Source organism: Kitasatospora sp. NPDC002965 (assembly GCF_040611255.1).
GTDB lineage: Bacteria > Actinomycetota > Actinomycetes > Streptomycetales > Streptomycetaceae > Kitasatospora.
The window spans coordinates 42,088-62,785 of sequence record NZ_JBEXNT010000042.1 but is presented as its reverse complement, the minus strand read 5'-3'; the positions used below and the strand labels follow the sequence as shown (position 1 = coordinate 62,785).

Below are 20,698 nucleotides of genomic sequence, written 5' to 3'. Positions count from 1 at the left end.
GCGCGGTCGGCTCGGCGACCGGGGCGGTGCCCACCGTGCTGGGCGCCGCCTGCTGGGCCTGCGGCGTGGACGGCGCGGCGCCGGCCACCGTGATGTCGACCGCCGAACTGGTGGCCGTCGCCCCGGAGCCGCTCCCGCCGCCCTGGGGGAGGCTGAGACCGGTGAACACCAGCGAGAGCACGCCGGCCGGCACGTCCTGCGCGAACGCCAGCCGGACGTTGACCGTCCGGGACTCGCCGTCGCGCAGCCGGACGAGGCCGCTGTCCTTGTCCCCCGTGCGCAGGGTGAGCGTGAGCCGCCCCGCCGCGGACGAGCCCTGGTCGACCGCCGGGAGCCACTCGCCCTCGGCCGTCTGGAACTCCAGCCGGGTCCCCTCGGCGGTGGGCAGGGCCCGCCCCCGGAAGGTCAGCTCGGGCAGGAAGGAGATCTCCTTGCCGCTGCGGTTGGTGAGCGACAGGCGGAACGGCTTCGCCTCGCCGCCCGCGGTGAAGGAGACCGGCACCGCGTCCAGGGCGAGGAACGGCACACCGGGCGCGGGGGTGGGCGTGGGGGTCGCGCTGCCGCCCGCCGCCGTGGTGACGAACTCGGAGAACGGGCTGCTCGCGCTGGAGATCCGGTTCTCCGGCGGCAGCGTCGGGTCGGAGACGACGGCGTTCAGCGCGGCGGTCGCCCGACCGGCGGGAGCGTCGGCGGTGACGGCGAGACGCAGCCGGTACGTCGCCGAGCCCCCGGCGGGCAGGCTCAGCCGGGAGTTGAAGGCGTCGAGCGTCCAGGTCGCCCCGACGGCGGCCCCCGGGTTGGGCGTGGCGGGCTTCCACTGCGCTCCGCCGGGCGGCTGGAACTCCAGCCGGAGCTGGGTCTCGCGGATCCCCGAGTCGCCGTTCGCGACGGTGAACCCGGTGGTGACGTCGACGGCGTGGTCGGCGGAGTTGCGGAGCGTGGCGGTGAACTCCGCCGCGAGGCCGCCCGCGGTGAAGCCGCGGGGGAAGCCGTCGAGGGTGACCGTGACGGGGCTGCGCTGTTCCTGGACGCCGGGGCCCGGGACGCCCTGTCCCTGGGCGCTGCGGACCGTGTCGGCCTTGGCGGGGCGCGGAAGTGCGGAAGCGGCGGGCGCGGCGGCGAGGGCGGCACCCGAGACCAGGGTCGCCGCGGCGGCCAGGGCGAGGGATCTGCGGTGCTGAGTACGCAAGGGGACCTCATGGGAGGAAGGCGGGCGAACCCGACGGAACCCGGCAGCAGGCGGTTCGCCGAGGTGGGAGGCCGCACCGGGACTCTCACCCGGGTCGCTGCTTCGCCCCCCAACCACCAGCGACGGCCGCATCATATCCGAACGCACTGACGCTTCCTGAGCGGTTTTCAAGGGGTGAACGGCGGGTTCGCCGGGTGGATTCGGCGATGACACCGTGGCGAAATCGTGAGGACGACTGTCGGTGGACTCCAGTACTGTGCGCACTCGTCCCCATCAGCCGCTCTTCCTCACTCACCCACAGGAACCTCCCTTGAATTTCGACTTCGACGCCGAGCCCCTCTTCTCCTGGTACGTCGTGCTGCTGGCCGTCAGCGGCATCGCCATGGTGGTCCTCGGCGCCATCAACCTCGGCGGGGTGAAGCTCGGCTGGCGCATCCTCAACATCGTCGCCGGCATAGCCTTCGTCGGGTACGCGTACTACCTCGGGTTCGTCTTCGAGGGCGGCGAGTACCGGATCTTCTTCCAGGCCTTCATCCTGCCGGTGGTGCTGATCGCCAATTCGGTGAAGGCGCTGGCCGAGCGCTCCAACGCGACCGCCCCGCAGCCGTTGCCGGTACCGAACGCCCCGCAGTACAACCCGAACGCGCGTCAGCACCAGGCCGCTCCGTACCCGCCGGCCGCTCCGTACCAGCAGCCCTACCAGCAGGCCTCCCCGCAGCAGCAGGCCCAGCCGTACCAGCCCGCCGCCCCCTACCAGCAGGCCGCCCCGTACCAGCCGGCCCAGCCGCAGGGCCCGCAGCAGGGCTGACCCACCCGGCCCACCGCCGTCCGCCGGGCCGCGCCGTTCGGCGCCCGGCGGGCGGCGCGGTATTCCGGTGGTCGCCCCGCCCGGCCATCCGCCCATGACCAGCACCCGCGCGCCCGAGGCCACCACGCCCGCCATCGCCCTCGTCCCGCTCGACGTGGACGACGCCGAGTCGCTGTACTCCTGGCGCTCCGACCCCGTGGCGGCGCACGAACTCGGCCACTGGCCGCGCCCCTTGTCGGCCGTCCGCGAACGGATCGAGCAGGACGTCGAGGACTCCGACCACGGCGGCTTCCTCGTCGCGCTCCCGGACGGCACCCCGGTCGGCTCCGCCGTCCTGGCCAACCAGGGCATGGTGGACGGCCTGGCCTGCGTCCGCTTCCTCGTCGTTCCCGAGCGCCGGGGCCACGGTTACGGCGCCGCCGCCCTCGACGCCCTGGTCGACCTCGCCTTCGGTGAACTCCCGCTGCACCGCCTCGAAGCGATTCCCCACACCACCAACGCCCCGGGGCTCGCGACCCTCGCCCGGACTGGGAGGCCCGGGACCGGCCCCGGTCCTGGGAACGCCGAACTTCCCCCGCAACGGCCGGAAGCCCCCGCGACAAACGCCCCGGCACACGATGCAATGGCACCCGGGACACAGCCGTGCCGGGGAGGGCGCATCGGATGTCGGGCGAGAACCAGCGGACCAACCGCACGCTGCCGGGATTCGAGAGGTGGATGCTCGTCACCGTCCTCGCCTCCTTCCTGCTGTTCGTCGGATTCCACCTGAGAGGAACGGTGGAGCCGCTCACCGACTGGCGCTCCCTCGCGGCCGGGGCCCTGTTCCTGGCCATCGGCACCACGATGTCGTACGCCTCGGACCGGAAGGTCGGCATCGCCGTGGTCATCGGAATCGTCAACGGGTACGCGGCAGCGGGCATCGTCCATCAGTTCCTGTAAGGGTGGGAGCACGACGGTCGGTGACGGCGGAGGAGTTGGTCGGACAGTGCTGACAGGAGCGCCGGTGACGCCGGAGGCGGTGACGCACGACCTGGTGATCGTCGGTGGTGGCCCGGCGGGCTGCGCGGCGGCGGTGATGGCGGCGAGCGTGGGGCTGCGGTCGGTGCTGATCGAGCGGCACAAGCCGGCGCACACGCTCCGCCGGGTGCCGGCGGTGGAGAACGTCCTCGGCTTCGCGACCGGCGGGGCGTTCGCGGACGCCGTCGCGGCGGACGTACGGCGGGTGCACGAGCTGTGCGAGGTCCGCACGGGCTACGCGGCGGAGGAGCTGCAGGCGGACGACGGCGGGGTCACCGTGCGCCTGGCCTCGGGCACTTCGGTCCGCGCGCGGTACGCGGTGGTCGCGACCGGCGTCCGGGCGGCGCTCCCGGAGGAGGTGGAGTGGATCACCTCCGACGCCGGCCCGATCCCTCCGGTGTGGGAGGCGGACGCCGCCTCCCTCTCCGGTCGCCCCACCCTCGTCCTCGGTGCCGACCGCCCCCTCGGCACGCTGCTGCGCGCCCACCCGGACGTCCCGCTCCGCCTGGTGGTGCCGCACCCGCCGGCGGACGCCTACAAGGCCGACGAGGTCCGCGGGGAGAGCCGGGTGACCCTGCGGGAGGTCGCTTCGCTCGACCTCCGCCGGACGGTCGACGGCCGTTTCACGGCGGGCGAGTTGGGCGACTTCGACGCCGACGCGGTCTTCGTGAACCTCGGCTGCCGCCCGGCCGCCGTGCCCGGAGCGCTGGTACGGGGCGAGGACGGCTACTGCCCGCCCGAACGGCAGCACCCCCGCGTCCTCACCGCCGGGGACCTCCGGTCCGCGCGGGGCCAGCGCATCATGACCGCCACCGGCTCGGGTGCGGAGTCCGCCCTGAACGTCTACTACGCCCTGAGGCTCGGCAGTTGAGCTGAGGACCAGCACCCCGCAACCTCCGTATCCGCCGGTCGGCGGACATCGGCGGCGGCTGCTGCGCAGGAAATCGGATCGGCCGACTTCCTGCGCAGAGAGCGAGGACCGTGACGTTCGACCTCAGGCGAGTCCGGCCCACGTGCCCATCGTGGCTTCCAGTGTCCAGATACGGACGTCGGCCTGCACCCGGGATGCGAACAGGTCCCGCTCGGCGACGATACTCAGATCGCCGGTGCCGAGCTGTTGACGAACCGCATGATCCGCCAGATCCATGCCGGTGGCCCCGCCCCCACATAGCAGGCTGAGAAAGGCGCCGTCCCAGGTCCGCTCGTGCAGCTTCCAAGGGGCCTCGCCGGACGCTGTCTTGCGCAGCATGCTCATGAAACTGGTGGCGCAGGCGCGACGGGCCGTCCCGTCCTTGATCTGGAAGACGTGGTTACCGGTCTCGATCACCGTCGCGGTCGGCAGGACGAAGCGCACCCTGGCCTTCAGCCGGACATCCATCTGCGCCAGGACCTCGGCGCGATGGCCGTTCATGTGAGGCACGTCGAGGATCTCGACAAGGATCGAGGTGTCGAGGAAGTCGACGACAGGCAGTTGGAGCCCTGACCTGCGCTGGTTGCTCACGGGCTCACAGGCTCCTCAGGAAGTCCTCGACGCTGGTCATGCCGTCCCGGGGACGGATCGCTTCCGGCAGTCGGCCCTTGGTGATTGCATCGCCCAGGTCTCCGGCCGCCAACAGATCGACGTAGCCCGGCAGATCCGTGAGGCGAGTCAGAATGCTCTCCCCGGACTCCTGGTCACGGCTGCACACGACCACACCTGAGTGATCCTGCGCGGCAAGGGAATTGAGGAGTGCCGGGCTGTGGGTGGTGAAGAGAACATCGACACTTCGCCGCACCGATTCCTCCTTCATCAGCCGTAGTACGCGCGCGGCCTGCGTGGGGTAGAGGCCGTTCTCGATCTCCTCGATCACCAGATGCCGCTGGGCCTGCGCAGGCTCCTCGCCATCACAGGAGACGGGAGCGCTGAGCAGCGCGGTGCCGAACGCCAGGAACCGCAGCATGCCGTCACTGAGGAGTCGCGCCGGAACATCGTGCTCCTCGCCGTGATAGCCGGACTCGCGCAGCACCAGTTGGACATCGCCGATCCGTGTGTCGACGCTACTGATGCCCATCACCGGATACTCGGGCATACCCGCCACGAGTTCCGTGAGCCGTCCGAAGGCTTGGAGATCGGTCTCGGCCAGGTTCTCCACCACTGCGCTGAGGTTGTTGGCACTTCGTCTGAGCTCCGTGTCACGCCTGTTGACGTACTGCCGCATGAGGTGTGGAACCGGATCCAGTAGGAACACTTCCCGCAGGACGGAAAGAACATCCTGCGCAGCGCGGTGTACCAGCTTGGTCGCTTCCGTCGTCGCAGGCAGCCTCACCGGGACCTGACTCGTCAGCAAGCGGTCGGCGGCGAAGGGGATCCCCGGATCAGCACCTCGCAGTCCGTTGAAGTAGCGGACTTTCAGGTCGCTGCGGCGCGGGTCCGGAGGGCTACTGGCCAGCAACGAACGGCCGGCGGCGAGTCGGCGGCTGCCGTAGCGCACTCCCTCCACAGCCGTCAGCTGCTCGCTCAGGATCCGCACCTCGGGGTGCACAGCGATCTCCACATCGAGATCGAAGACCGCCTCACCGGATCGCACGCGGCAACCGAGCGCGAAACTCTCCGCCCCGAGCGGCGCGCACCCCTCGGCGCCACCGCGGATCGGTTCCTCACCGCCGCTCCGTGGCCCGTCCAGGGCGTCATGCACCGGCTCGCCCAGAGCAAGACGGGACAGCACCACCAGCCCGTCCAGCGCGTTGGACTTCCCGCTGCCGTTGCGGCCGATCAGTACCGTGAGGTCGCGGAGAGGCAGGCACTGGCCGGTGAAGCTCTTGAAGGAGGTCAGGCGTACCTCCTCCAGACGGGGAGTCTCCACCGGGCACCTCTCTCTCGCTCGCTCCGACCTGGAACTGTCGTCACCCCAGCTAAGCAGTAGCGATTACAGGCCGTCCAACGGTGAGCGGTGGCGCCACGGGAACAGTCGCTCGTACGCACCACCACGACGAAAGCGCTGTTCACTGCCGCGTGCACCAGGGCGGAGGGTGCGGACGGCGAAGTGGAAGGCGGTGGCCGCGAGGACGGTGGAGAGGACGAAGAGGGAGGCGACGCCGACGCGGAAGAGGACGTGCGGCACGTCGAGGACGTGGGAGAGGACGAGGTAGCCGGCGGTCCCGGTGAGGACGGCGCCGAGGGCGGGGGCGGAGAAGTGGTGGAAGGCGAGGCGCTTGGGGAGGGCGGAAAGGAGGGAGCCGGTCGGTATGGAGATGAAGGTGCCGACGAGGAGGCCGACCATGGCACCGAGGGGTACGGAGGTGGAGCGGAAGGCGATGAGGGCGACGAGGGCGCCCCAGAGGGCCCCGCCGATGACGCCGACCTGGGTGGTGCGGACGATGAGTCGGATACGCCAGGTGTCGGCGTTCATCAGTGAGATCCTCCGAGGCGGGGAGAAGCGCGGTTCAGATGAGGTGGTCGAACTCGCCGGCCTTGGCCGCGAGGAGGAAGGCGCGGAGCCTCACCACGTCGGTAGCGATGACGGCATCCGAGTCATCTGATTCGCGGAGGTGGCGAACGTCTCCGCTGCCGTAGGCAAGCTCGACGCACGTGCTTCCGCCATCAGCATCGCTGAAGCTGGATTTCTGCCAATCGATCCGGTTCACATACACCCCCGACATTGGTGTCAGACCAGGTGGTCGAACTCGCCGGCCTTGGCCGCGAGGAGGAACGCACGGAGCCTAGTGGCATCACTCGTCAGCGTTGTGCCCGGGTCATCGGACTCCCGAACATGCCTCAGGCCGCCAGCACCCCGGGCCAGTTCGAGGCAGTTGTCAGCGCCGTCTGCGCCGCTGAAGGAGGACTTCTGCCAGGACAGGTGGAACATCGGACGCCTTTCAGGTCTGCAGCAGGTAGAGGAGATGTTGGACCAGGCCCCAGGAGTCTCGCGAGGGGAGTTCACACAAGTCTCTCCGCCCGTCGACGGCAGGCAAGGCGTTGTCGGCCAACCGCTGGAACGCGTGGCGATAGTCGCCGACGTCCGTCGGATCGCCGAGATGTTCGGCCCGTTTGGGGCCGGAGAGAACGATCGTGGAGAGGTCGGAGCATCCCGGGTCGCAGACCAGGAACGAAGCCGAGATCGGTCCGTGCTTCGGGGCGGTGAACGGCAGCACCTGGATGGTGACGTTGGGCAGTTCCGCCACGTCGAGGAGGTGGCGCAGTTGCGCCCTCATCACGGCATCCCCGGCGAAGCGCATGCGTAGAGCTGCTTCGTGGATGACGAACCGGAACTGCCGATCCTTGCCATCGGTCAGGATCCGCTGCCGTTGCATGCGGAAGTCGACCGCTGTCGAGATGTCCCAACTGGCGCCGGCCCTGTAGGCATCCTCGTAGATGGCCTCGGCATACGCGGGAAGTTGAAGCAGCCCGGCGATGTACAGCGTGTCGTAACTGTCCAGCCGAACGGACCGGTCCTCCAGCTCCGCGAGATCGAGAGCAAGGTCCGGGACCTTGTTGGCGAAGGCGCTCCACCAGCCCTTGCCCGAACCCCGCCCCATGTCCGCGAGCCCGGCGCGATACGCCGGATCCTCGCAGCCGTAGGCGTCCAGCCACACGTTCAACCGCTCCTGGTTGAGGCTGATCCGGCCCGCTTCTGTGTGGCTGACCGCCGGGCTCTTCATTCCCACCAGCGCGCCGGCCTCCGGAGCCGACAAGCCCGCAGCCGACCGCAGACGGCGAAGCTCGTCTCCGAAGCGGCGCTGCCGCTGGCTGATCTCTCCCCTGAGCCCCACAGCGTTCCTTCCCTCTCCCCGAAGTGTTCCGCATCGGCGCGACCCGCCGCCACCGGCGGCCCGTCACTCACAAGGGTCAACCTTGCCGTTTTGGTTGCAACAATATGACTCGCAACCCTCCTGTCAGTGTTGCACCGATCACACGACGGAGCGTCAGTAACGCCTGCTTCCAGGGCAGTAGGCGCCTGCTGCCTTCACGCACCGCAGAGCAACCGGGTCCGGTCCGGCCTGGCTCACGGCGACGCACGTCGACTCCTCCCCTCCCCGCCTCTCCCCTCGGAGGCCTGCCATGCGCACCTTCAACCCGCCCGACTGGTCGGCCGCCCGCAACGAGCTGCGCGCCGCCCTCACCTCCTCCGGCCGGCACCCGGACGCCGTCCACGATGCCGAACTCGCCCTCCACGAGCTCTACTTCAACGCCTGGCGGCACGCCGGCTGCCAGGCTCCCCTCGTCATCGTCGTCCTCCTCCCCCGTACCCTCCGCGTCTGCGTCTGCGACGACAGCCCCGCCCTCCCCGAACCGCGTATCTCCGCCGACCCCTACGAGGTGTCCGGCCGGGGCCTCCACCTCGTCCGCTCCCTCACCCACCGCTTCGGCGCCGACTCCCACAAGAACGGCAAATCCGTCTGGTTCGAACTGGACGCCGCCGCGTGAACCACGACCGCACCCCCCTCACCCCCCACGACCCCGTCATCCGCACGTACACCGAGCCCGAGGTCACCGCCCTCCTCGCCGAACTCCACGAACCCGGCCGCCCCTTCGGCATCCAGTGGGGATCCGCCGCCACCCTCCCCGGCGCCGTCGACGGCCGCCTCCTCGTCGACTTCGGCAACGCCCCCGTCGCCACCCTCCTCAACCTCCTCCACCTCCTCCGCTCCACCGAAAGGAACGACCCCCCGTGGGACTCCTGATCCCCCTCGTCACCGAGGCCGTCCACACCGAGCGCACCACCGTCGCCCACGTCACCGTCGAGACCGTTCCCGACGCCCCCCTCCAACTCCGCCTCGCCCCCGACCTCGACATCCACGCCGCCCCCGGCGAGCACCTCGCCGTCCCCCTCACCCGCGACCAGGCCGAGGACCTCCTCCACGCCCTCGCCGCCCGGCTCGGCCACCGCCTCCTGCGAATCCAGCGGTGAGGCCCGGCACCGTCGACTACCTGGTCGGCGCGGCCTTCGCCGTCCTCCTCGCCCTCGCGATCACCACCGTCGCCCTGGGCGTCATCACCGCCCTCAAGGTCCACCGCGAACCGGCCGACGACGAGCCCGACAGGCGCATACCGCGCTGATCCCGCCCCACCCGCACGGCGGCTGCCGCCCCAGCCGCCGCCCACCACCGCGCAGCCGCACCCGCACCCACACCCGCACCCGCACCCGCACCCGCACCCGCACCCGCACCCGCACCCGCACCCGCACCCGCACCAAAAGTCGACACCACCGACTTCCCGCTCCGACCCGTGCACCGTCCTTGACGTGCCTACGGGCGAAGTCCCATAGTCCGTACACATGTTCCCCACCGCACATCGCCGGACGACGCGACGACTCCTCTCCAGAGCCGCTGCGCTGCCGGTGTGCCTGTACGCCGCGGGAATCTGGGAGAGCCGCTCGGGCGGACACCTGCTCGTCGCCGACGCCTTCGACCGCCCGATACTGCTGATCAGCTGCTCGCTCGCCCTGCTGGTGCTCGCCGCCTGCTTCATGAAGCCCGGCCGCGACCGCATCGTCGCGACGCTCTTCACCGTGCTCGTCTGGATCACGGTCATGATCGGCGGCGTCCTGCTCCAGGGCCTGCGCGTCACCGAGACGATGAGCCGCGAGCAGGCCCCGGACCGGCCCGACCGGGCGCTCGTCGTACGCCTCCAGGCCGATCCGGGAGGCGAGACCGAGAGCCAGTACTGGTCGATCCTGGTCGAAGCCGGCACCGGCTGGTGCGCCCGCCGGTGGACCGTCCACGAGATGGCCGGGCAGTACCCGGGCTACGGAGCGTTCAAGTCCGCCACGTGGACGGGCCCCGACCGGATCACCGTCACGACCGACATGCACGTCAAGGTGTTCAGCCTGTCCGCGGGCGACGGCCACCCCCTGCCGGCCCCGGACACCCCCTGACCCCTCCGGAGGACGGCGAACGCCCGGACGCGAGCCCCGACCGCACGCGGATTGCATCCTTGCCACCCGCGCCCCGCCTCACGACGACGCGGCGACCGCCCGGGGTGCGGCCGGGCCGCGGGACGACTGCGTCCGGCTCAGCACCAGGCTGGTGGTCGTGCTCCCGAACTGGGCCAGCTCGTCGACGATCTCCTCAAGATGCGCCAGCGACGTGGTCGCCACCTTCATGACGTAGCAGTCGTCCCCGGTGGTGCGCAGGCACTCCAGGATCTCCGGACGCTCCCCGAGCAACCGCCGCAACGGCTCGTGCCGCGTCCCAGGCCCCGGGTACTTCAGCCGGACCACGGCGTGCACCGGGTACCCGGCCCGCTCCAGGTCGACCTCCGCCCGGAAGCCCGTGATCACCCCGACCGACTCCAGCCGCCGCACCCGCTCCGTCGTCGCCGACGCGCTCAGGTTCACCCGCCGCGCCAGCTCCGTGAACGCGACCCGGCCGTCCCGCTGGAGCTCCGCCAGGATCGCCCAGTCCGTCGCATCAAGGCTCTCGGTCATCCGCCCAGGCTACCGACGGATCGGTTGCCGACGGATCCACGGCCGAACCACCCCCGGACAGGCCGAGATCCCTCCGGCCGGAGCCTGCGCCACCGCGCGGCCCCGCACCGCCCAGCGGCCCTACGCCCCCTCGTGGACCCGCGCCAGCAGGGCCATCAACTGCCGCTGCTCGTCCGGGTTCAGCGGTGCGATCAGCTCCTCGTTGGCCGCCTCGGCCAGGGCCGCGCAGCGGGCGAGCACCGCCGCCCCCTCCGGGGTCACCGTCACCGCGTTCTTCCGCTTGTCGGCAGGATCCGGGGACCTCAGGACGTATCCCGCCCGCTGGAGGTGGTTGAGGATGCCGACCATGTCCTTGGGGTCGACGGCGAGCAGCCGCCCCAGGTCGGCCTGGGCCACCGGGCCGTACTCGGCGGTGGCGGCCAGCGCCGCGTGCTGCATGAGCCTCAGCCCCTCCCCGGCGATCGCGTCGGCGACCAGGCCCCGGCCGCGCGCCGCGACGCGACCGGCGAGCCAGCTCGGCAGGGACTGGAGGTGTTGGAGGGGCGAGGTCATGGTCCCAGGCTACTCGGGTTTTCATTGGACTTCCCCATGACTTTCGGCCTATCGTTGGGACATCCAATGACTTTAGGCCGGGAGGTCCTGTGCTGCGCATCCGCCACGACATCGACGACGGCCACACCGCGCTCCGCGCCGAGGAGGCCGCCGCCCCCACCCCGGGAGCCGGGGAACTGCTGGTCCGGGTCGAGGCGGTCGGCGTCACCCTGCCGACCGTCCGCAAGGTCCGCGAGGGCGGCGGGCCGGTCCCCCTCGGCGGCGAGGTCGCGGGGCGGGTCGTCGCCACGGGCCCGGGAGACGGCGCACCCGGTGGCAACGCCGCCTTCGCCGTCGGCGACCGCGTCACCGGGCTCTGCTTCGCCGACGCCTACGCCGAGTTCGCCGTCCTGAACACCGCGATGGCCTCCCGGATCCCCGACGACGCCACCGCCGTCGAGGCCGTCGCCCTGGTCCGCAGCGGACTCGTGGCGTGCGGGGCCTACGAGTCGGCCCGCGTGGAGCCCGGCGAGTCCGTCCTGGTCACTGCCGCCGCGAGCGGGGTCGGCACGCTCGCCCTCCAGTACGCCCGGGCCGGCGGAGCGGGCCGTGTCGTCGCGGCCGTCGGCAACCCCGCCAAGGCCGCCTTCGTGCGCGGCCTCGGGGCCGACGAGGTGGTCCACTACGACGACGCCGACTGGGGCGCCCCGTACGACGTGATCCTCGACGGCGTCGGCGGCGACCTGCTCGCACCCGCCGTCCGCGCCCTCGCCACCGGCGGCCGGCTGGTGGCCTACAGCTCCGGCGGCGGCACCGTCGAGGCGCACGAACTCCTGCTCCGCGGCGCGTCCCTGATCGGCTTCCAGATGCGCGCCGTCGCCCTCGGCAAGCCGGACGTCTACGCCCGCAGGCTCCGCGAGCTCTGGCAGCTGCGCGACGCGGGCACCCTGCGCCCGGCCGTCCACGCCGAGATCCCCCTCGCCGAGGCCGCCCGTGCCCACGCCGTCGTCGAACAGCGCCGCAACCTCGGCAAGGTCGTTCTCGTGCCGTAGCCGGGGGCACGGGGCCCCCGGAGAGTGGTGGTCCCGAGCCTCGTCCCGGCGCCGCCCGCGGCCGGGACGAGCCCGACGCCGCTACGACACGAAGCCCACGACGCCGAAGCCCGGACGCGCCTCGACGTGGCGCAGCCACTTGATGACGTCCATGACGGCCTCGACCACCTCCGGATCCAGCGGCGGCGCGTGCCCCTGCCGCTTGGTCTCCTCGAACTCCTCCAGGGCCCGCAGGCACTGCTCGTGCGTCCACTCGCCGCAACCCGGCAGGTACGAGGACGGAACGGGCGCGGGCAGCCCGGAGTAACCGAACTCGGACACGGACACGGCGGTGATCCTCAGCGCCTTCAGGCCCTCGTCGACGACGGACAGCCAGTCGCCCTTGAACGGGCTGAAGGAGGAGTTGTCCAGGAAGGACCCGGTCAGGCCGCAGAGACGCTTGTAGGCGTAGCCGTACTGGAACGCGTGCTCCCTGTTCTCCACGAAGGGCCCGGCGTGCACCACGGCGTGCAGCGCCTCGTAGGCCGTCGGGGCGCCGGCCTCGATCTCCGACTCGAACCAATCGTCGTCCGACGCCAGGTCCGCGCCGAAGCGGTCCTTGACGACCTGGAGCAGTTGGTCGTCACCGGAGCCGACCAGGGCGCGCGTGGCCTCGGGGTCCAACAGGTACACACTCAGGGAGGAGCTCATGGCACGACGCTATCGCCGAGGACCGACAGCGGAACCACACCGGAACGGCAGCGGAACGGCAGCGGATCGCCCGGGACGCCGTGCCCGGCCGGGCACGGCGGGCGCGCCGTCCCCGTGCGGTCGGGCACCCCGCACGAGACGTCGGACCGGCCGACTTCCCACTCCGTCCGCACGCCAACCTCCGGGGCGACCCTGAGGAAAACCCGGAGGCCGGGTCGCCCTGCGAGGGGAAGGACGTCAGGGGCCGGATCGGCTTGCGGGCTGAGGTACCGGCCGGGAATCCGGCGGAGCATGGAGGTACGCCAGCCGGAGGGACCGGCCACCGGCGCCACAGCAACGGAGTACGCCATGAGCCGCCTCGCCCGCCCCCGCCACAACCGCGTCATCGCCGGCGTCTGCGCCGGGATCGCCGAGCGGTTCGGACTCACCCCGTGGACCGTCCGCGCGATCTTCCTGGTCTCCTGCCTGCTGCCCGGCCCGCAGTTCCTGATCTACCTGGCGCTCTGGCTGGTACTCCCCCAGGAGCCGTGACCGCCCCGCCGGGGACGGCCACCGCGAACCTCCCCGGCGTGAGCACCAGAACCACCGGCCAGGACCACCGGGACCACCGGGACCACCGGGACCACCACCACAGGTCGACCACGGCGAACGGGCCGCTCACTCCGGGGGGAGTGAGCGGCCCGTTCGCCGTGCGCGGGTGCGGAGCGTCAGCCGCCGAGGCCCGGGAGGAGCCCGGTGAGCCCGCCGACCGGGGTCTTGTCGAGGCCCGGGATGCTCGGAACGCCCGCGCGGTTGCCGGCCGCACCGGCGAGCGGGGCGGTGGCCTGGCCCGCGCTCGGGGCGAGGGTGCCGAGGGTGTTGGCGACCCGGTCGCCGCCGGGCAGCTTGGCGGCGGTGTCGGTGACGGCACCGGTGACGGCCGGGTTGGTCAGCGCGCCGGTCGGGAGCCCCAGGCCACCGGTGGCGGCGGGGGCGGCGGACGCGCTGCCGGCGCCGACGGCGGCGATGGCGAGGCCGAGCGCGGCGGTGCCGGCGGCCTTGAGAGTGGCCTGCTTCATGTGGTTGGTCCCCTTGGGTCCTCGTCGGTGGCCGACCGGTACGGCTGGCACGACGGGTTCCGTCCGCCACGGCCGGTCAGCATTGACTGGCACACCGTATTGATTGGATCGCACGAGGACCAAAGGCGGTTCACCCACACGAGTGGGTAGTCGGATGAACGCCAAATTCCTTGCCCGAAAAGGGCGTTCAGGACGGGCCCGGAGGGGCGTTCATCCGACGAACGACGACGGCGTCAGCTGCCGGCGCTGAACAGCCACTCGGCCTTGAGCTCGGCGTAGCCCGGCTTGATCACGTCGTTGATCATCGCGAGCCGCTCGTCGAACGGCAGGAACGCCGACTTCATCGCGTTCACGGTGAACCACTCCATGTCGCCCAGCGTGTAGCCGAAGGCCTCGACCAGGTGGCCGAACTCCCTGCTCATGCTGGTCCCGCTCATCAGCCGGTTGTCGGTGTTCACCGTGACCCGGAACTTCAGCCGGCTGAGCAGCCCGATCGGGTGCTCGGCGTACGACGTGGCCGCCGCCGTCTGCAGGTTGGAGGTCGGGCACATCTCCAGCGGGATGCGCTTGTCGCGGACGTACGCGGCCAGGCGGCCCAGCTGCACGCTGCCGTCCTCGTTGACCGTGATGTCGTCGACGATCCGCACGCCGTGGCCGAGCCGGTCGGCGCCGCAGCACTGCAGGGCCTCCCAGATCGACGGCAGGCCGAAGGCCTCGCCCGCGTGGATGGTGAAGTGGTTGTTCTCGCCCTTGAGGTAGTCGAAGGCGGCCTGGTGGCGGGTGGGGGGGTAGCCCGCCTCGGCGCCGGCGATGTCGAAGCCGACGACGCCCGAGTCACGGTGGCGGTTGGCCAGCTCCGCGATCTCCTGCGAACGCGCGGCGTGCCGCATCGCGGTGATCAGGGTGCCGATCCGGATGCGGTGGCCCGCGGCGCGGGCGTTGGCCTCGCCGAGGCGGAAGCCGTCCTGCACGGCCTCGACGACCTCGTCGAGGGTCAGGCCGCCTTCGAGGTGCTGCTCGGGGGCGTAGCGGACCTCGGCGTAGACGACGCCGTCGGCGGCGAGGTCCTCGGCGCAGTCGGCGGCGACCTTGATCAGGGCGTCGCGGGTCTGCATGACGGCGCAGGTGTGGGCGAAGGTCTCCAGGTAGCGGACCAGCGAGCCGGAGTCGGCGGCCTCGCGGAACCACTCACCGAGCTCCTTGGGGTCGGTGGTGGGGAGTCCCTGGTAGCCGACGGCCGCGGCCAGCTCGACCACGGTCTCGGGGCGCAGTCCGCCGTCGAGGTGGTCGTGCAGGAGCACCTTCGGAGCGCGGACGATCTGATCGGCGGTGGGGATGCGGGGGCCGGCGCCCGCGGTGGTGACGGGGATCTGCTTCTCCATTGCGGGAGTGTAGCTCCTACGCGCGTAGACGGGCCACCGTTCACCGGCCGAATCGGCCAATGTCCACCGGGAATTCCACCAAAGGGACGATCCGGGCAACCTGCTCGTCGGCCGGCCGGGCGGCCACCGCCTCAGTCGTGCTCCAGCAGCCGCCCCCGCCGCGACAGCACGAAGTCCCGGAACGCCGCCACCGGCGGAGTCATCGGCCGCCCCGCCGCCCAGGCCAGCCCGACCGCCCGGCGGGTGCGCGGCGCCGTCACCTCCAGCTCCACCGCCCCCGGCCGCGGCACCAGCGCCGGCGGCAGCAGCGCCACCCCCAGGCCGGCAGCCACCAGTCCGCGCAGCGTCTCCGCCTCCTCCCCCTCGAACGCGAGCCTCGGCACGAACCCCGCCTCCGCGCAGAACCCGTCCGTGATCGCCCGCAGCCCGTACCCCTGCTCCAGCCCCACGAACGGCTCCTCCGCCACCTCCGCCAGCCGGATCCGGCGGCGGCCGGCCAGCCGGTGGTCGGCCGGGACGACCAGGTGCAGCCGCTGCTCGTCCAGCCGGCGGGCCACCAGCGCCGGATCGTCGTCCGGCACCGGCGCGACCAGGCAGAGGTCCAGCTCCCCGGCCCGCAGCCGGCCCAGCATCGCGCCGACGTAGTCCTGCACCAGCTGGAACCGCACCTGCGGGTACGCGGCCCGGAAGTCCCGGAGCAGCGCCGGGACCGCGTCCGTCCCCATGGTGTGCAGGAAGCCGAACGCCACCCGGCCGGTCGCCGGGTCCGCCTCCGCGCGGGCCGCCTCGGCACCGCGCTCGACCTCGGCCAGGGCCCGCTCGACCGAGTCGAGCAGCAGCCGGCCGGCCCTGGTCAGCCGGACCGTCCGGCCCTGACGGGCCAGCAGGTCCACCCCCAGCTCGGCCTCCAGCCGGGCCACCGCCCGGGACAGCGTCGGCTGCGGCATGCCCAGCACCGCGGCCGCCTGCGTCACGTGTTCCAACCGCGCCACCGCCGCGAACTGGGCCAGCCTCGGGGCCAGTTGCGCCGCCGGAAGGTCCGGCCCCAACTCCGCGAGCCGGGCCGGGGCGCCGCTTCCCCCGTCGTCCTCCACGCCTGCACGCACCACCCTCACCGCCGCACGCTCGACTCATACCCGTAGGCATGCATTATCGACGTCTCATGCATTGGACGCATCATTCGGCCGGGCCTACGGTCGATCTCATGCAGCCCTCCAGTACCGGGGCGTCCGTGGCCACTCCGGACGCCCTCGCCCAGCCGACCCCGAAGACCGCCGTGGGACCGAAGACCGCCGCGGCCCAGGCGACCGCCACCGCCCGGCAGGACGCCGCCGCCCGGCAGAGCACCGCGGCGCGAAGGCCCGCCGCCACCGCCGCAGGGCCGAAGATCGCCGCGGACGCCGCCACCAACGCCGCCACCGCGGTGGCCGTCGCCGCCGCCACCGCCGACGACCGCCACCGCCCCGGGCAGCGCGCCTTCCGCCGCGCCAACCTCGCGCTGTTCGCCGCCGGTATCGCGACCTTCGTCCTGCTCTACTCCACCCAGGGCCTGCTGCCGGTCCTCTCCTCCGACCTCGACCTGACCCCCGGCCAGGCCAGCTGGACGGCCTCCGCCGCCACCCTCGGACTCGCCCTCGCCCTGCTCCCCGCCAGCGCGCTCTCCGACCGGTACGGCCGCACCGCCGTGATGACGGCGTCCGTCCTCGCCGCCTCCGCCCTCGCGCTGGCGCTGCCCTTCGCCCCCGACCTGACCACCCTGGTCGTGCTCCGGGTCCTCCAGGGCGCCGCCCTCGCCGGGCTCCCCGCCACCGCGATGGCCTACCTCGCCGAGGAGGTCCACCCCTCCGCGCTGGCCTCCGCGATGGGTCTGTACGTGGCCGGCAACAGCATCGGCGGCATGGGCGGCCGGCTGCTCTCCGGCTGGGTCGCCGCCGGCTTCGGCTGGCGCTGGGGCCTGGCGGCCTCCGCCGCCCTAGCGCTGCTGGCCGCGCTCGCCTTCCGGCTGCTCATCCCCGCCGCCCGGCACTTCGCCCCGGCCCCGGTGGACGCCCGCGCCCTGGCCCGCACGGTCGGCCGCCACCTGGGCAACCCGCTGCTGGTCCGGCTGTACCTGCTCGGGATGCTCTTCATGGCCGTCTTCGGCGCGGTCTACAACACCGTCGGGTACCGGCTGATCGCCGCGCCGTTCCACCTGCCGGAGTCGGTGGCCGCCTCGATCTTCGTCGTCTACCTGGTCGGCACCGGCACCTCGGCCGCCGCCGGCCGACTCTCCGGCCGGCTCGGCCGGCGCGGCGCGCTCTACGTCGCGATCGGCACCACCGCCGCCGGTCTGCTGCTCTCGCTCGCCGACTCGCTGGCCTGCGCGCTGCTCGGCCTGGTCCTGATCACCGCCGGCTTCTTCGCCGGCCACGCCACCGCGTCCTCGGCGGTCGGCCGCACCGCCACCGAGGGCCGCGCCCAGGCCTCCGCGCTGTACCTGATCGCCTACTACCTGGGCAACAGCCTCGGCGGCACCGTCGGCGCGGACGCCTACCACTCCACCGGCTGGCCGGGCGCCGCCACCGTCGGCCTCGCCGCCATGGCCCTCGCCGCCGGGGTCACCCTCTACGCCACCCGCCGCGCCCACACCGCCGCCACCCTCCGGCGGGCCGAAGGTCTGCCGGGAGGGCTCTCCGCCCGGTAGCCCTCCCGGGGTCACCCCGTCGGACGCCGCCACCGGATCACGCCACCGGATCACGCCCCGGGGCCTGCCGATTCCGTCGCCGCCCGGCGGATACCTGACGTTCGCTGTCAGGTATCCGCCGTAGCTTTCCTCCCGTACGACCCGAACGACCCGTACGACCCCCGAACGATCCGTTCGGCCCTTCCCACCCGTACGAGCAGAGGAGCGCACGATGACCGCCTTCGTCCTGATCCCCGGCATGCTGCACGGCGGCTGGTGGTTCCGGCCGCTCACGGACGGCCTGCGCGCCGCCGGGCACGAGGTGTACCCGCTGACGCTGACCGGGGTGGCCGAGCGCGGCCACCTGAACAACGGGACGGTCAACCTCGACACGCACATCCAGGACGTGGTGTCCGTGCTGGAGGCCGAGCAGCTCACGGACGTGGTGCTGGTCGCGCACAGCTACGGCGGGATGGTCGCCTCCGGCGCGGCCGACCGGGTGCCGGAGCGGATCGCCTCGCTGCTGTACGCGGACGCCTTCGTCCCGCGCGACGGCGAGTCGGCGTACGGGATCGTCGACGAGGTCTGGAAGCAGCGGTACCTGGCCGGCGCGTCCGCCGACGGCCTCACCACGGCGGGCCGCAACCCCGCGCTGGACCCGCGCGCCGGCGTCCACCCGCTGGCGTCCCTGCTGCAGTCGATCACCCTGACCGGCGCCCTGGACGCCGTCACCCGGCGCACCTACCTCCACGCCTCGGCCTTCGAGGAGAGCCCGCTCCTGGAGACCTTCGCGCGGCTGAGCGAGGACCCGACCTGGACGGTGATCACCCTCCCCTTCGGCCACGACCTGATCCGCGAGGCTCCCGAGGAGTTCCTCAAGGCGGCCCTCGCCGCCGCCGGCTGACGCCACGGGCCGACGCCGGCCCGGCCGTCGGTGACCGTCGATACGCTCCGGGCCGTGAGCACCGATCCTGCCGCGTGCGCCCGGTTGCACGAGATCGCCGACCGGCTGCCGAGGATTCCCGGGACGGGGAAGGCCGAGATCGCCGACGGCGGGATCGTCATGACGACGTCGCCGGTCAAGCGGCACGAGCTCGCGGTCGTCCGCGTCGCCCGGCAGCTCAACGCCCGGCTCCCGCAGGCCCGTCCCGGTCACATCACCCACGGTAGCGCGGACCTGGAGGACGTCGGCCTGGGGCGGCTCAGGAATCCCGACCTGATGGTGTTCCCCGAGGTCGCCCTGGACGAGGAGGAGTGCGCGCTCCTCCCCCACGAAGTCCTCCTCGTCGTGGAGATCGTCTCGAAGTCCAACCCCGAGAACGACCACCACGCCAAGGTCCGCAACCACGCGGTCATGGGCATCCCGCTCCACCTGCTGGTCGATCCGCGCAAGGGCACCGGCGTCGTGCACGACGAGCCGGACTGCACCTCGCGCAGGGAGTCCGCCTTCGGCGACAGCGTCGCCGTCGGCCCGTGGACGCTCGACACCTGGGGCCCGTGCACGTACGCCTGAGCGGCCGTCCGTGCGCGGGCCCCCGGTGGGCGGGGCGGGATCAGGCGATGCGGTCCAGCACGATCGGGTTCGGGGTGAACGCCGTGCCGGCCGGGGAGACCTCGACGCCGCCCGCGAGGGCCTCGACCGCGTACTCGAAGCGCTCGGGCGTGTCGGTGTGCAGGGTGAGCAGCGGCTGGCCGGCCACCACGGTGTCGCCGGGCTTGGCGTGCATCTCGACGCCGGCGCCCGCCTGCACCGGGTCCTCCTTGCGGGCCCGGCCCGCGCCGAGGCGCCAGGCGCTGACGCCGACGGCGTAGGCGTCCAGGCTGGTCAGCACGCCCGAGGCCGGGGCGGTGATGACGTGCTGCTCGCGGGCGACCGGCAGCGGGGCGTCGACGTCGCCGCCCTGGGCGGTGATCATGCGGCGCCAGTGGTCCATCGCGGAGCCGTCGCGCAGCGCGTCGGCCGGGTCCTTGCCGTGGACGCCGGCGGCGGCCAGCATCTCGCGGGCCAGCGCCAGGGTGAGCTCCACGACGTCGGCGGGGCCGCCGCCGGCCAGCACCTCGACGGACTCGCGGACCTCCAGCGCGTTGCCCGCGGTGAGGCCGAGCGGGGTGGACATGTCGGTGAGCAGCGCGACGGTGTTGACGCCCGCCGCCTTGCCGAGGCCGACCATGGTGCGGGCCAGCTCCTGGGCGTCGCCGAGGTTCTTCATGAACGCGCCGGAGCCGACCTTGACGTCCAGCACGAGTGCGCCGGTGCCCTCGGCGATCTTCTTGGACATGATCGAGGAGGCGATCAGCGGGATGGCCTCGACGGTGCCGGTCACGTCGCGCAGGGCGTACAGCTTCTTGTCGGCGGGGGCGAGGCCGTCGCCGGCCGCACAGATCACCGCACCGGACGAGCGCAGCACGTCCATCATCTCGTCGTTGGAGAGCAGGGCGCGCCAGCCGGGGATGGACTCCAGCTTGTCGAGGGTTCCGCCGGTGTGGCCGAGGCCGCGGCCGGAGAGCTGCGGGACGGCGGCGCCGCAGGCGGCGACGAGCGGGGCGAGCGGCAGGGTGATCTTGTCGCCGACGCCGCCGGTGGAGTGCTTGTCGCTGGTGGGCTGGGCGAGGGAGGAGAAGTCCATCCGGACGCCGGAGCGGATCATCGCGTCGGTCCAGCGGCTGATCTCGCGGAGGTTCATGCCGTTCAGCAGGATGGCCATGGCCAGGGCGGACATCTGCTCGTCGGCGACCTCGCCGCGGGTGTAGGCGTCGATGACCCAGTCGATCTGAGCGTCGCTCAGCTCGTCGCGCTCGCGCTTGGTCCTGATGACGGAGATGGCGTCCATGGTTGCTCCATTGCTCCCGGGAGGGGGTTTCGGAAAAGCAGCGTTCAAAAGCGGCGTGCGGGGGTGCCGCAC

Annotated in this window: 28 protein-coding genes; 14 read left to right on the top strand and 14 right to left on the bottom strand. The window is 72.3% G+C overall.

Going from position 1 to position 20,698, the window contains the following annotated elements:
• On the bottom strand, nt 1-1,189 hold a 1,189-nt coding region (locus tag ABZY91_RS18735), incomplete at its 3' end, for a hypothetical protein (protein WP_355403610.1).
• 310 nt (nt 1,190-1,499) lie between these two features.
• On the opposite strand from ABZY91_RS18735, the gene ABZY91_RS18730 reads away from it, so the two are divergent.
• The 4 genes from ABZY91_RS18730 (at nt 1,500) to ABZY91_RS18715 (ending at nt 3,885) form a co-directional block, all read left to right on the top strand.
• Entirely contained in the window at nt 1,500-1,997 is a 498-nt protein-coding gene (locus ABZY91_RS18730) for a hypothetical protein (RefSeq protein WP_355403608.1), read from the top strand.
• A 94-nt stretch (nt 1,998-2,091) separates the two neighbouring features.
• The gene (locus ABZY91_RS18725) at nt 2,092-2,766 is read left to right on the top strand and encodes a GNAT family N-acetyltransferase (RefSeq protein WP_355403606.1); all 675 of its coding nucleotides are present in this window, start codon (nt 2,092-2,094) and stop codon (nt 2,764-2,766) included.
• Entirely contained in the window at nt 2,715-2,936 is a 222-nt protein-coding gene (locus ABZY91_RS18720) for a hypothetical protein (protein WP_355403604.1), read from the top strand. The genes ABZY91_RS18725 and ABZY91_RS18720 overlap by 52 nt, the downstream gene beginning before the upstream one ends.
• A gap of 64 nt (nt 2,937-3,000) precedes the next feature.
• A complete protein-coding gene (locus ABZY91_RS18715; protein WP_355403602.1) occupies nt 3,001-3,885 on the top strand; it encodes an FAD-dependent oxidoreductase in 885 nt (294 codons plus the stop codon).
• Nucleotides 3,886-4,008: 123 nt separating this feature from the next.
• Here ABZY91_RS18715 and ABZY91_RS18710 read toward each other — a convergent pair whose 3' ends face one another.
• The 6 genes from ABZY91_RS18710 to ABZY91_RS18685 all read right to left on the bottom strand — a co-directional run bounded on the left by ABZY91_RS18710 (nt 4,009) and on the right by ABZY91_RS18685 (nt 7,763).
• Nucleotides 4,009-4,515 carry a hypothetical protein gene (locus ABZY91_RS18710; RefSeq protein ID WP_355403599.1) on the bottom strand — a complete coding sequence of 169 codons (507 nt, stop codon included), beginning with the start codon at nt 4,513-4,515 and terminating at the stop codon, nt 4,009-4,011.
• A 4-nt stretch (nt 4,516-4,519) separates the two neighbouring features.
• Nucleotides 4,520-5,857 (bottom strand): ATP-binding protein, encoded by a 1,338-nt coding sequence (locus tag ABZY91_RS18705; RefSeq protein WP_355403597.1) that lies wholly within the window; start codon nt 5,855-5,857, stop codon nt 4,520-4,522.
• 63 nt (nt 5,858-5,920) lie between these two features.
• Complete coding sequence (locus tag ABZY91_RS18700; protein ID WP_355403595.1) at nt 5,921-6,403, bottom strand: hypothetical protein; 483 nt, start codon at nt 6,401-6,403, stop codon at nt 5,921-5,923.
• Between the two features lie 34 nt (nt 6,404-6,437).
• Entirely contained in the window at nt 6,438-6,638 is a 201-nt protein-coding gene (locus ABZY91_RS18695) for a DUF397 domain-containing protein (RefSeq protein WP_355403593.1), read from the bottom strand.
• Between the two features lie 20 nt (nt 6,639-6,658).
• Nucleotides 6,659-6,859 (bottom strand): DUF397 domain-containing protein, encoded by a 201-nt coding sequence (locus tag ABZY91_RS18690; RefSeq protein WP_355403591.1) that lies wholly within the window; start codon nt 6,857-6,859, stop codon nt 6,659-6,661.
• Nucleotides 6,860-6,869: 10 nt separating this feature from the next.
• On the bottom strand, nt 6,870-7,763 hold the full coding sequence (locus ABZY91_RS18685; RefSeq protein ID WP_355403589.1) for a helix-turn-helix transcriptional regulator: 894 nt from the start codon (nt 7,761-7,763) through the stop codon (nt 6,870-6,872).
• Nucleotides 7,764-8,052: 289 nt separating this feature from the next.
• On the opposite strand from ABZY91_RS18685, the gene ABZY91_RS18680 reads away from it, so the two are divergent.
• The 5 genes from ABZY91_RS18680 (at nt 8,053) to ABZY91_RS18660 (ending at nt 9,868) form a co-directional block, all read left to right on the top strand.
• Entirely contained in the window at nt 8,053-8,418 is a 366-nt protein-coding gene (locus tag ABZY91_RS18680) for an ATP-binding protein (protein ID WP_355403586.1), read from the top strand.
• Nucleotides 8,415-8,675 carry a hypothetical protein gene (locus ABZY91_RS18675; protein WP_355403584.1) on the top strand — a complete coding sequence of 87 codons (261 nt, stop codon included), beginning with the start codon at nt 8,415-8,417 and terminating at the stop codon, nt 8,673-8,675. The genes ABZY91_RS18680 and ABZY91_RS18675 overlap by 4 nt, the downstream gene beginning before the upstream one ends.
• Nucleotides 8,663-8,902 (top strand): hypothetical protein, encoded by a 240-nt coding sequence (locus ABZY91_RS18670; protein ID WP_355403582.1) that lies wholly within the window; start codon nt 8,663-8,665, stop codon nt 8,900-8,902. The genes ABZY91_RS18675 and ABZY91_RS18670 overlap by 13 nt, the downstream gene beginning before the upstream one ends.
• Nucleotides 8,899-9,051, top strand: coding sequence for a hypothetical protein (locus ABZY91_RS18665; protein ID WP_329947716.1), 153 nt, complete (start codon nt 8,899-8,901; stop codon nt 9,049-9,051). Before ABZY91_RS18670 ends, ABZY91_RS18665 begins: the two co-directional genes overlap by 4 nt.
• Before the next feature lie 217 nt (nt 9,052-9,268).
• The gene (locus ABZY91_RS18660) at nt 9,269-9,868 is read left to right on the top strand and encodes a hypothetical protein (protein WP_355403580.1); all 600 of its coding nucleotides are present in this window, start codon (nt 9,269-9,271) and stop codon (nt 9,866-9,868) included.
• 78 nt (nt 9,869-9,946) lie between these two features.
• Here the strand turns inward: ABZY91_RS18660 and ABZY91_RS18655 are convergent, their stop codons facing one another.
• Both ABZY91_RS18655 and ABZY91_RS18650 read right to left on the bottom strand, forming a co-directional pair.
• Nucleotides 9,947-10,420, bottom strand: a complete 474-nt coding sequence (locus ABZY91_RS18655; RefSeq protein ID WP_329885292.1) for an Lrp/AsnC family transcriptional regulator — start codon at nt 10,418-10,420, stop codon at nt 9,947-9,949.
• A gap of 120 nt (nt 10,421-10,540) precedes the next feature.
• The gene (locus ABZY91_RS18650; RefSeq protein ID WP_355403577.1) at nt 10,541-10,972 is read right to left on the bottom strand and encodes a MarR family transcriptional regulator; all 432 of its coding nucleotides are present in this window, start codon (nt 10,970-10,972) and stop codon (nt 10,541-10,543) included.
• 98 nt (nt 10,973-11,070) lie between these two features.
• Here ABZY91_RS18650 and ABZY91_RS18645 point away from each other — a divergent pair, with 98 nt between their 5' ends.
• Nucleotides 11,071-12,003, top strand: a complete 933-nt coding sequence (locus ABZY91_RS18645; protein WP_355403620.1) for a zinc-binding dehydrogenase — start codon at nt 11,071-11,073, stop codon at nt 12,001-12,003.
• Nucleotides 12,004-12,084: 81 nt separating this feature from the next.
• On the opposite strand, the gene ABZY91_RS18640 is transcribed toward ABZY91_RS18645, so the two are convergent.
• Nucleotides 12,085-12,693, bottom strand: a complete 609-nt coding sequence (locus tag ABZY91_RS18640; protein ID WP_355403575.1) for a hypothetical protein — start codon at nt 12,691-12,693, stop codon at nt 12,085-12,087.
• Nucleotides 12,694-13,041: 348 nt separating this feature from the next.
• On the opposite strand from ABZY91_RS18640, the gene ABZY91_RS18635 reads away from it, so the two are divergent.
• A complete protein-coding gene (locus tag ABZY91_RS18635; protein WP_329885295.1) occupies nt 13,042-13,224 on the top strand; it encodes a PspC domain-containing protein in 183 nt (60 codons plus the stop codon).
• A gap of 176 nt (nt 13,225-13,400) precedes the next feature.
• Here the strand turns inward: ABZY91_RS18635 and ABZY91_RS18630 are convergent, their stop codons facing one another.
• From ABZY91_RS18630 to ABZY91_RS18620, 3 genes are all read right to left on the bottom strand, one after another.
• Nucleotides 13,401-13,751 (bottom strand): ATP-binding protein, encoded by a 351-nt coding sequence (locus ABZY91_RS18630; protein WP_355403573.1) that lies wholly within the window; start codon nt 13,749-13,751, stop codon nt 13,401-13,403.
• Nucleotides 13,752-13,984: 233 nt separating this feature from the next.
• Nucleotides 13,985-15,133, bottom strand: a complete 1,149-nt coding sequence (locus tag ABZY91_RS18625) for an adenosine deaminase (protein ID WP_355403571.1) — start codon at nt 15,131-15,133, stop codon at nt 13,985-13,987.
• A gap of 131 nt (nt 15,134-15,264) precedes the next feature.
• A complete protein-coding gene (locus ABZY91_RS18620) occupies nt 15,265-16,182 on the bottom strand; it encodes a LysR family transcriptional regulator (RefSeq protein ID WP_355403617.1) in 918 nt (305 codons plus the stop codon).
• A 155-nt stretch (nt 16,183-16,337) separates the two neighbouring features.
• Between ABZY91_RS18620 and ABZY91_RS18615 the strand changes: the two genes are divergently transcribed.
• From ABZY91_RS18615 to ABZY91_RS18605, 3 genes are all read left to right on the top strand, one after another.
• The gene (locus tag ABZY91_RS18615) at nt 16,338-17,816 is read left to right on the top strand and encodes an MFS transporter (protein WP_355403569.1); all 1,479 of its coding nucleotides are present in this window, start codon (nt 16,338-16,340) and stop codon (nt 17,814-17,816) included.
• 211 nt (nt 17,817-18,027) lie between these two features.
• On the top strand, nt 18,028-18,699 hold the full coding sequence (locus ABZY91_RS18610; RefSeq protein WP_329947720.1) for an alpha/beta hydrolase: 672 nt from the start codon (nt 18,028-18,030) through the stop codon (nt 18,697-18,699).
• Nucleotides 18,700-18,753: 54 nt separating this feature from the next.
• Complete coding sequence (locus ABZY91_RS18605) at nt 18,754-19,308, top strand: Uma2 family endonuclease (protein WP_355403566.1); 555 nt, start codon at nt 18,754-18,756, stop codon at nt 19,306-19,308.
• A 40-nt stretch (nt 19,309-19,348) separates the two neighbouring features.
• On the opposite strand, the gene ABZY91_RS18600 is transcribed toward ABZY91_RS18605, so the two are convergent.
• Nucleotides 19,349-20,626 carry a thymidine phosphorylase gene (locus ABZY91_RS18600; protein WP_329885300.1) on the bottom strand — a complete coding sequence of 426 codons (1,278 nt, stop codon included), beginning with the start codon at nt 20,624-20,626 and terminating at the stop codon, nt 19,349-19,351.
• Between the last annotated feature and the right edge of the window lie 72 nt (nt 20,627-20,698).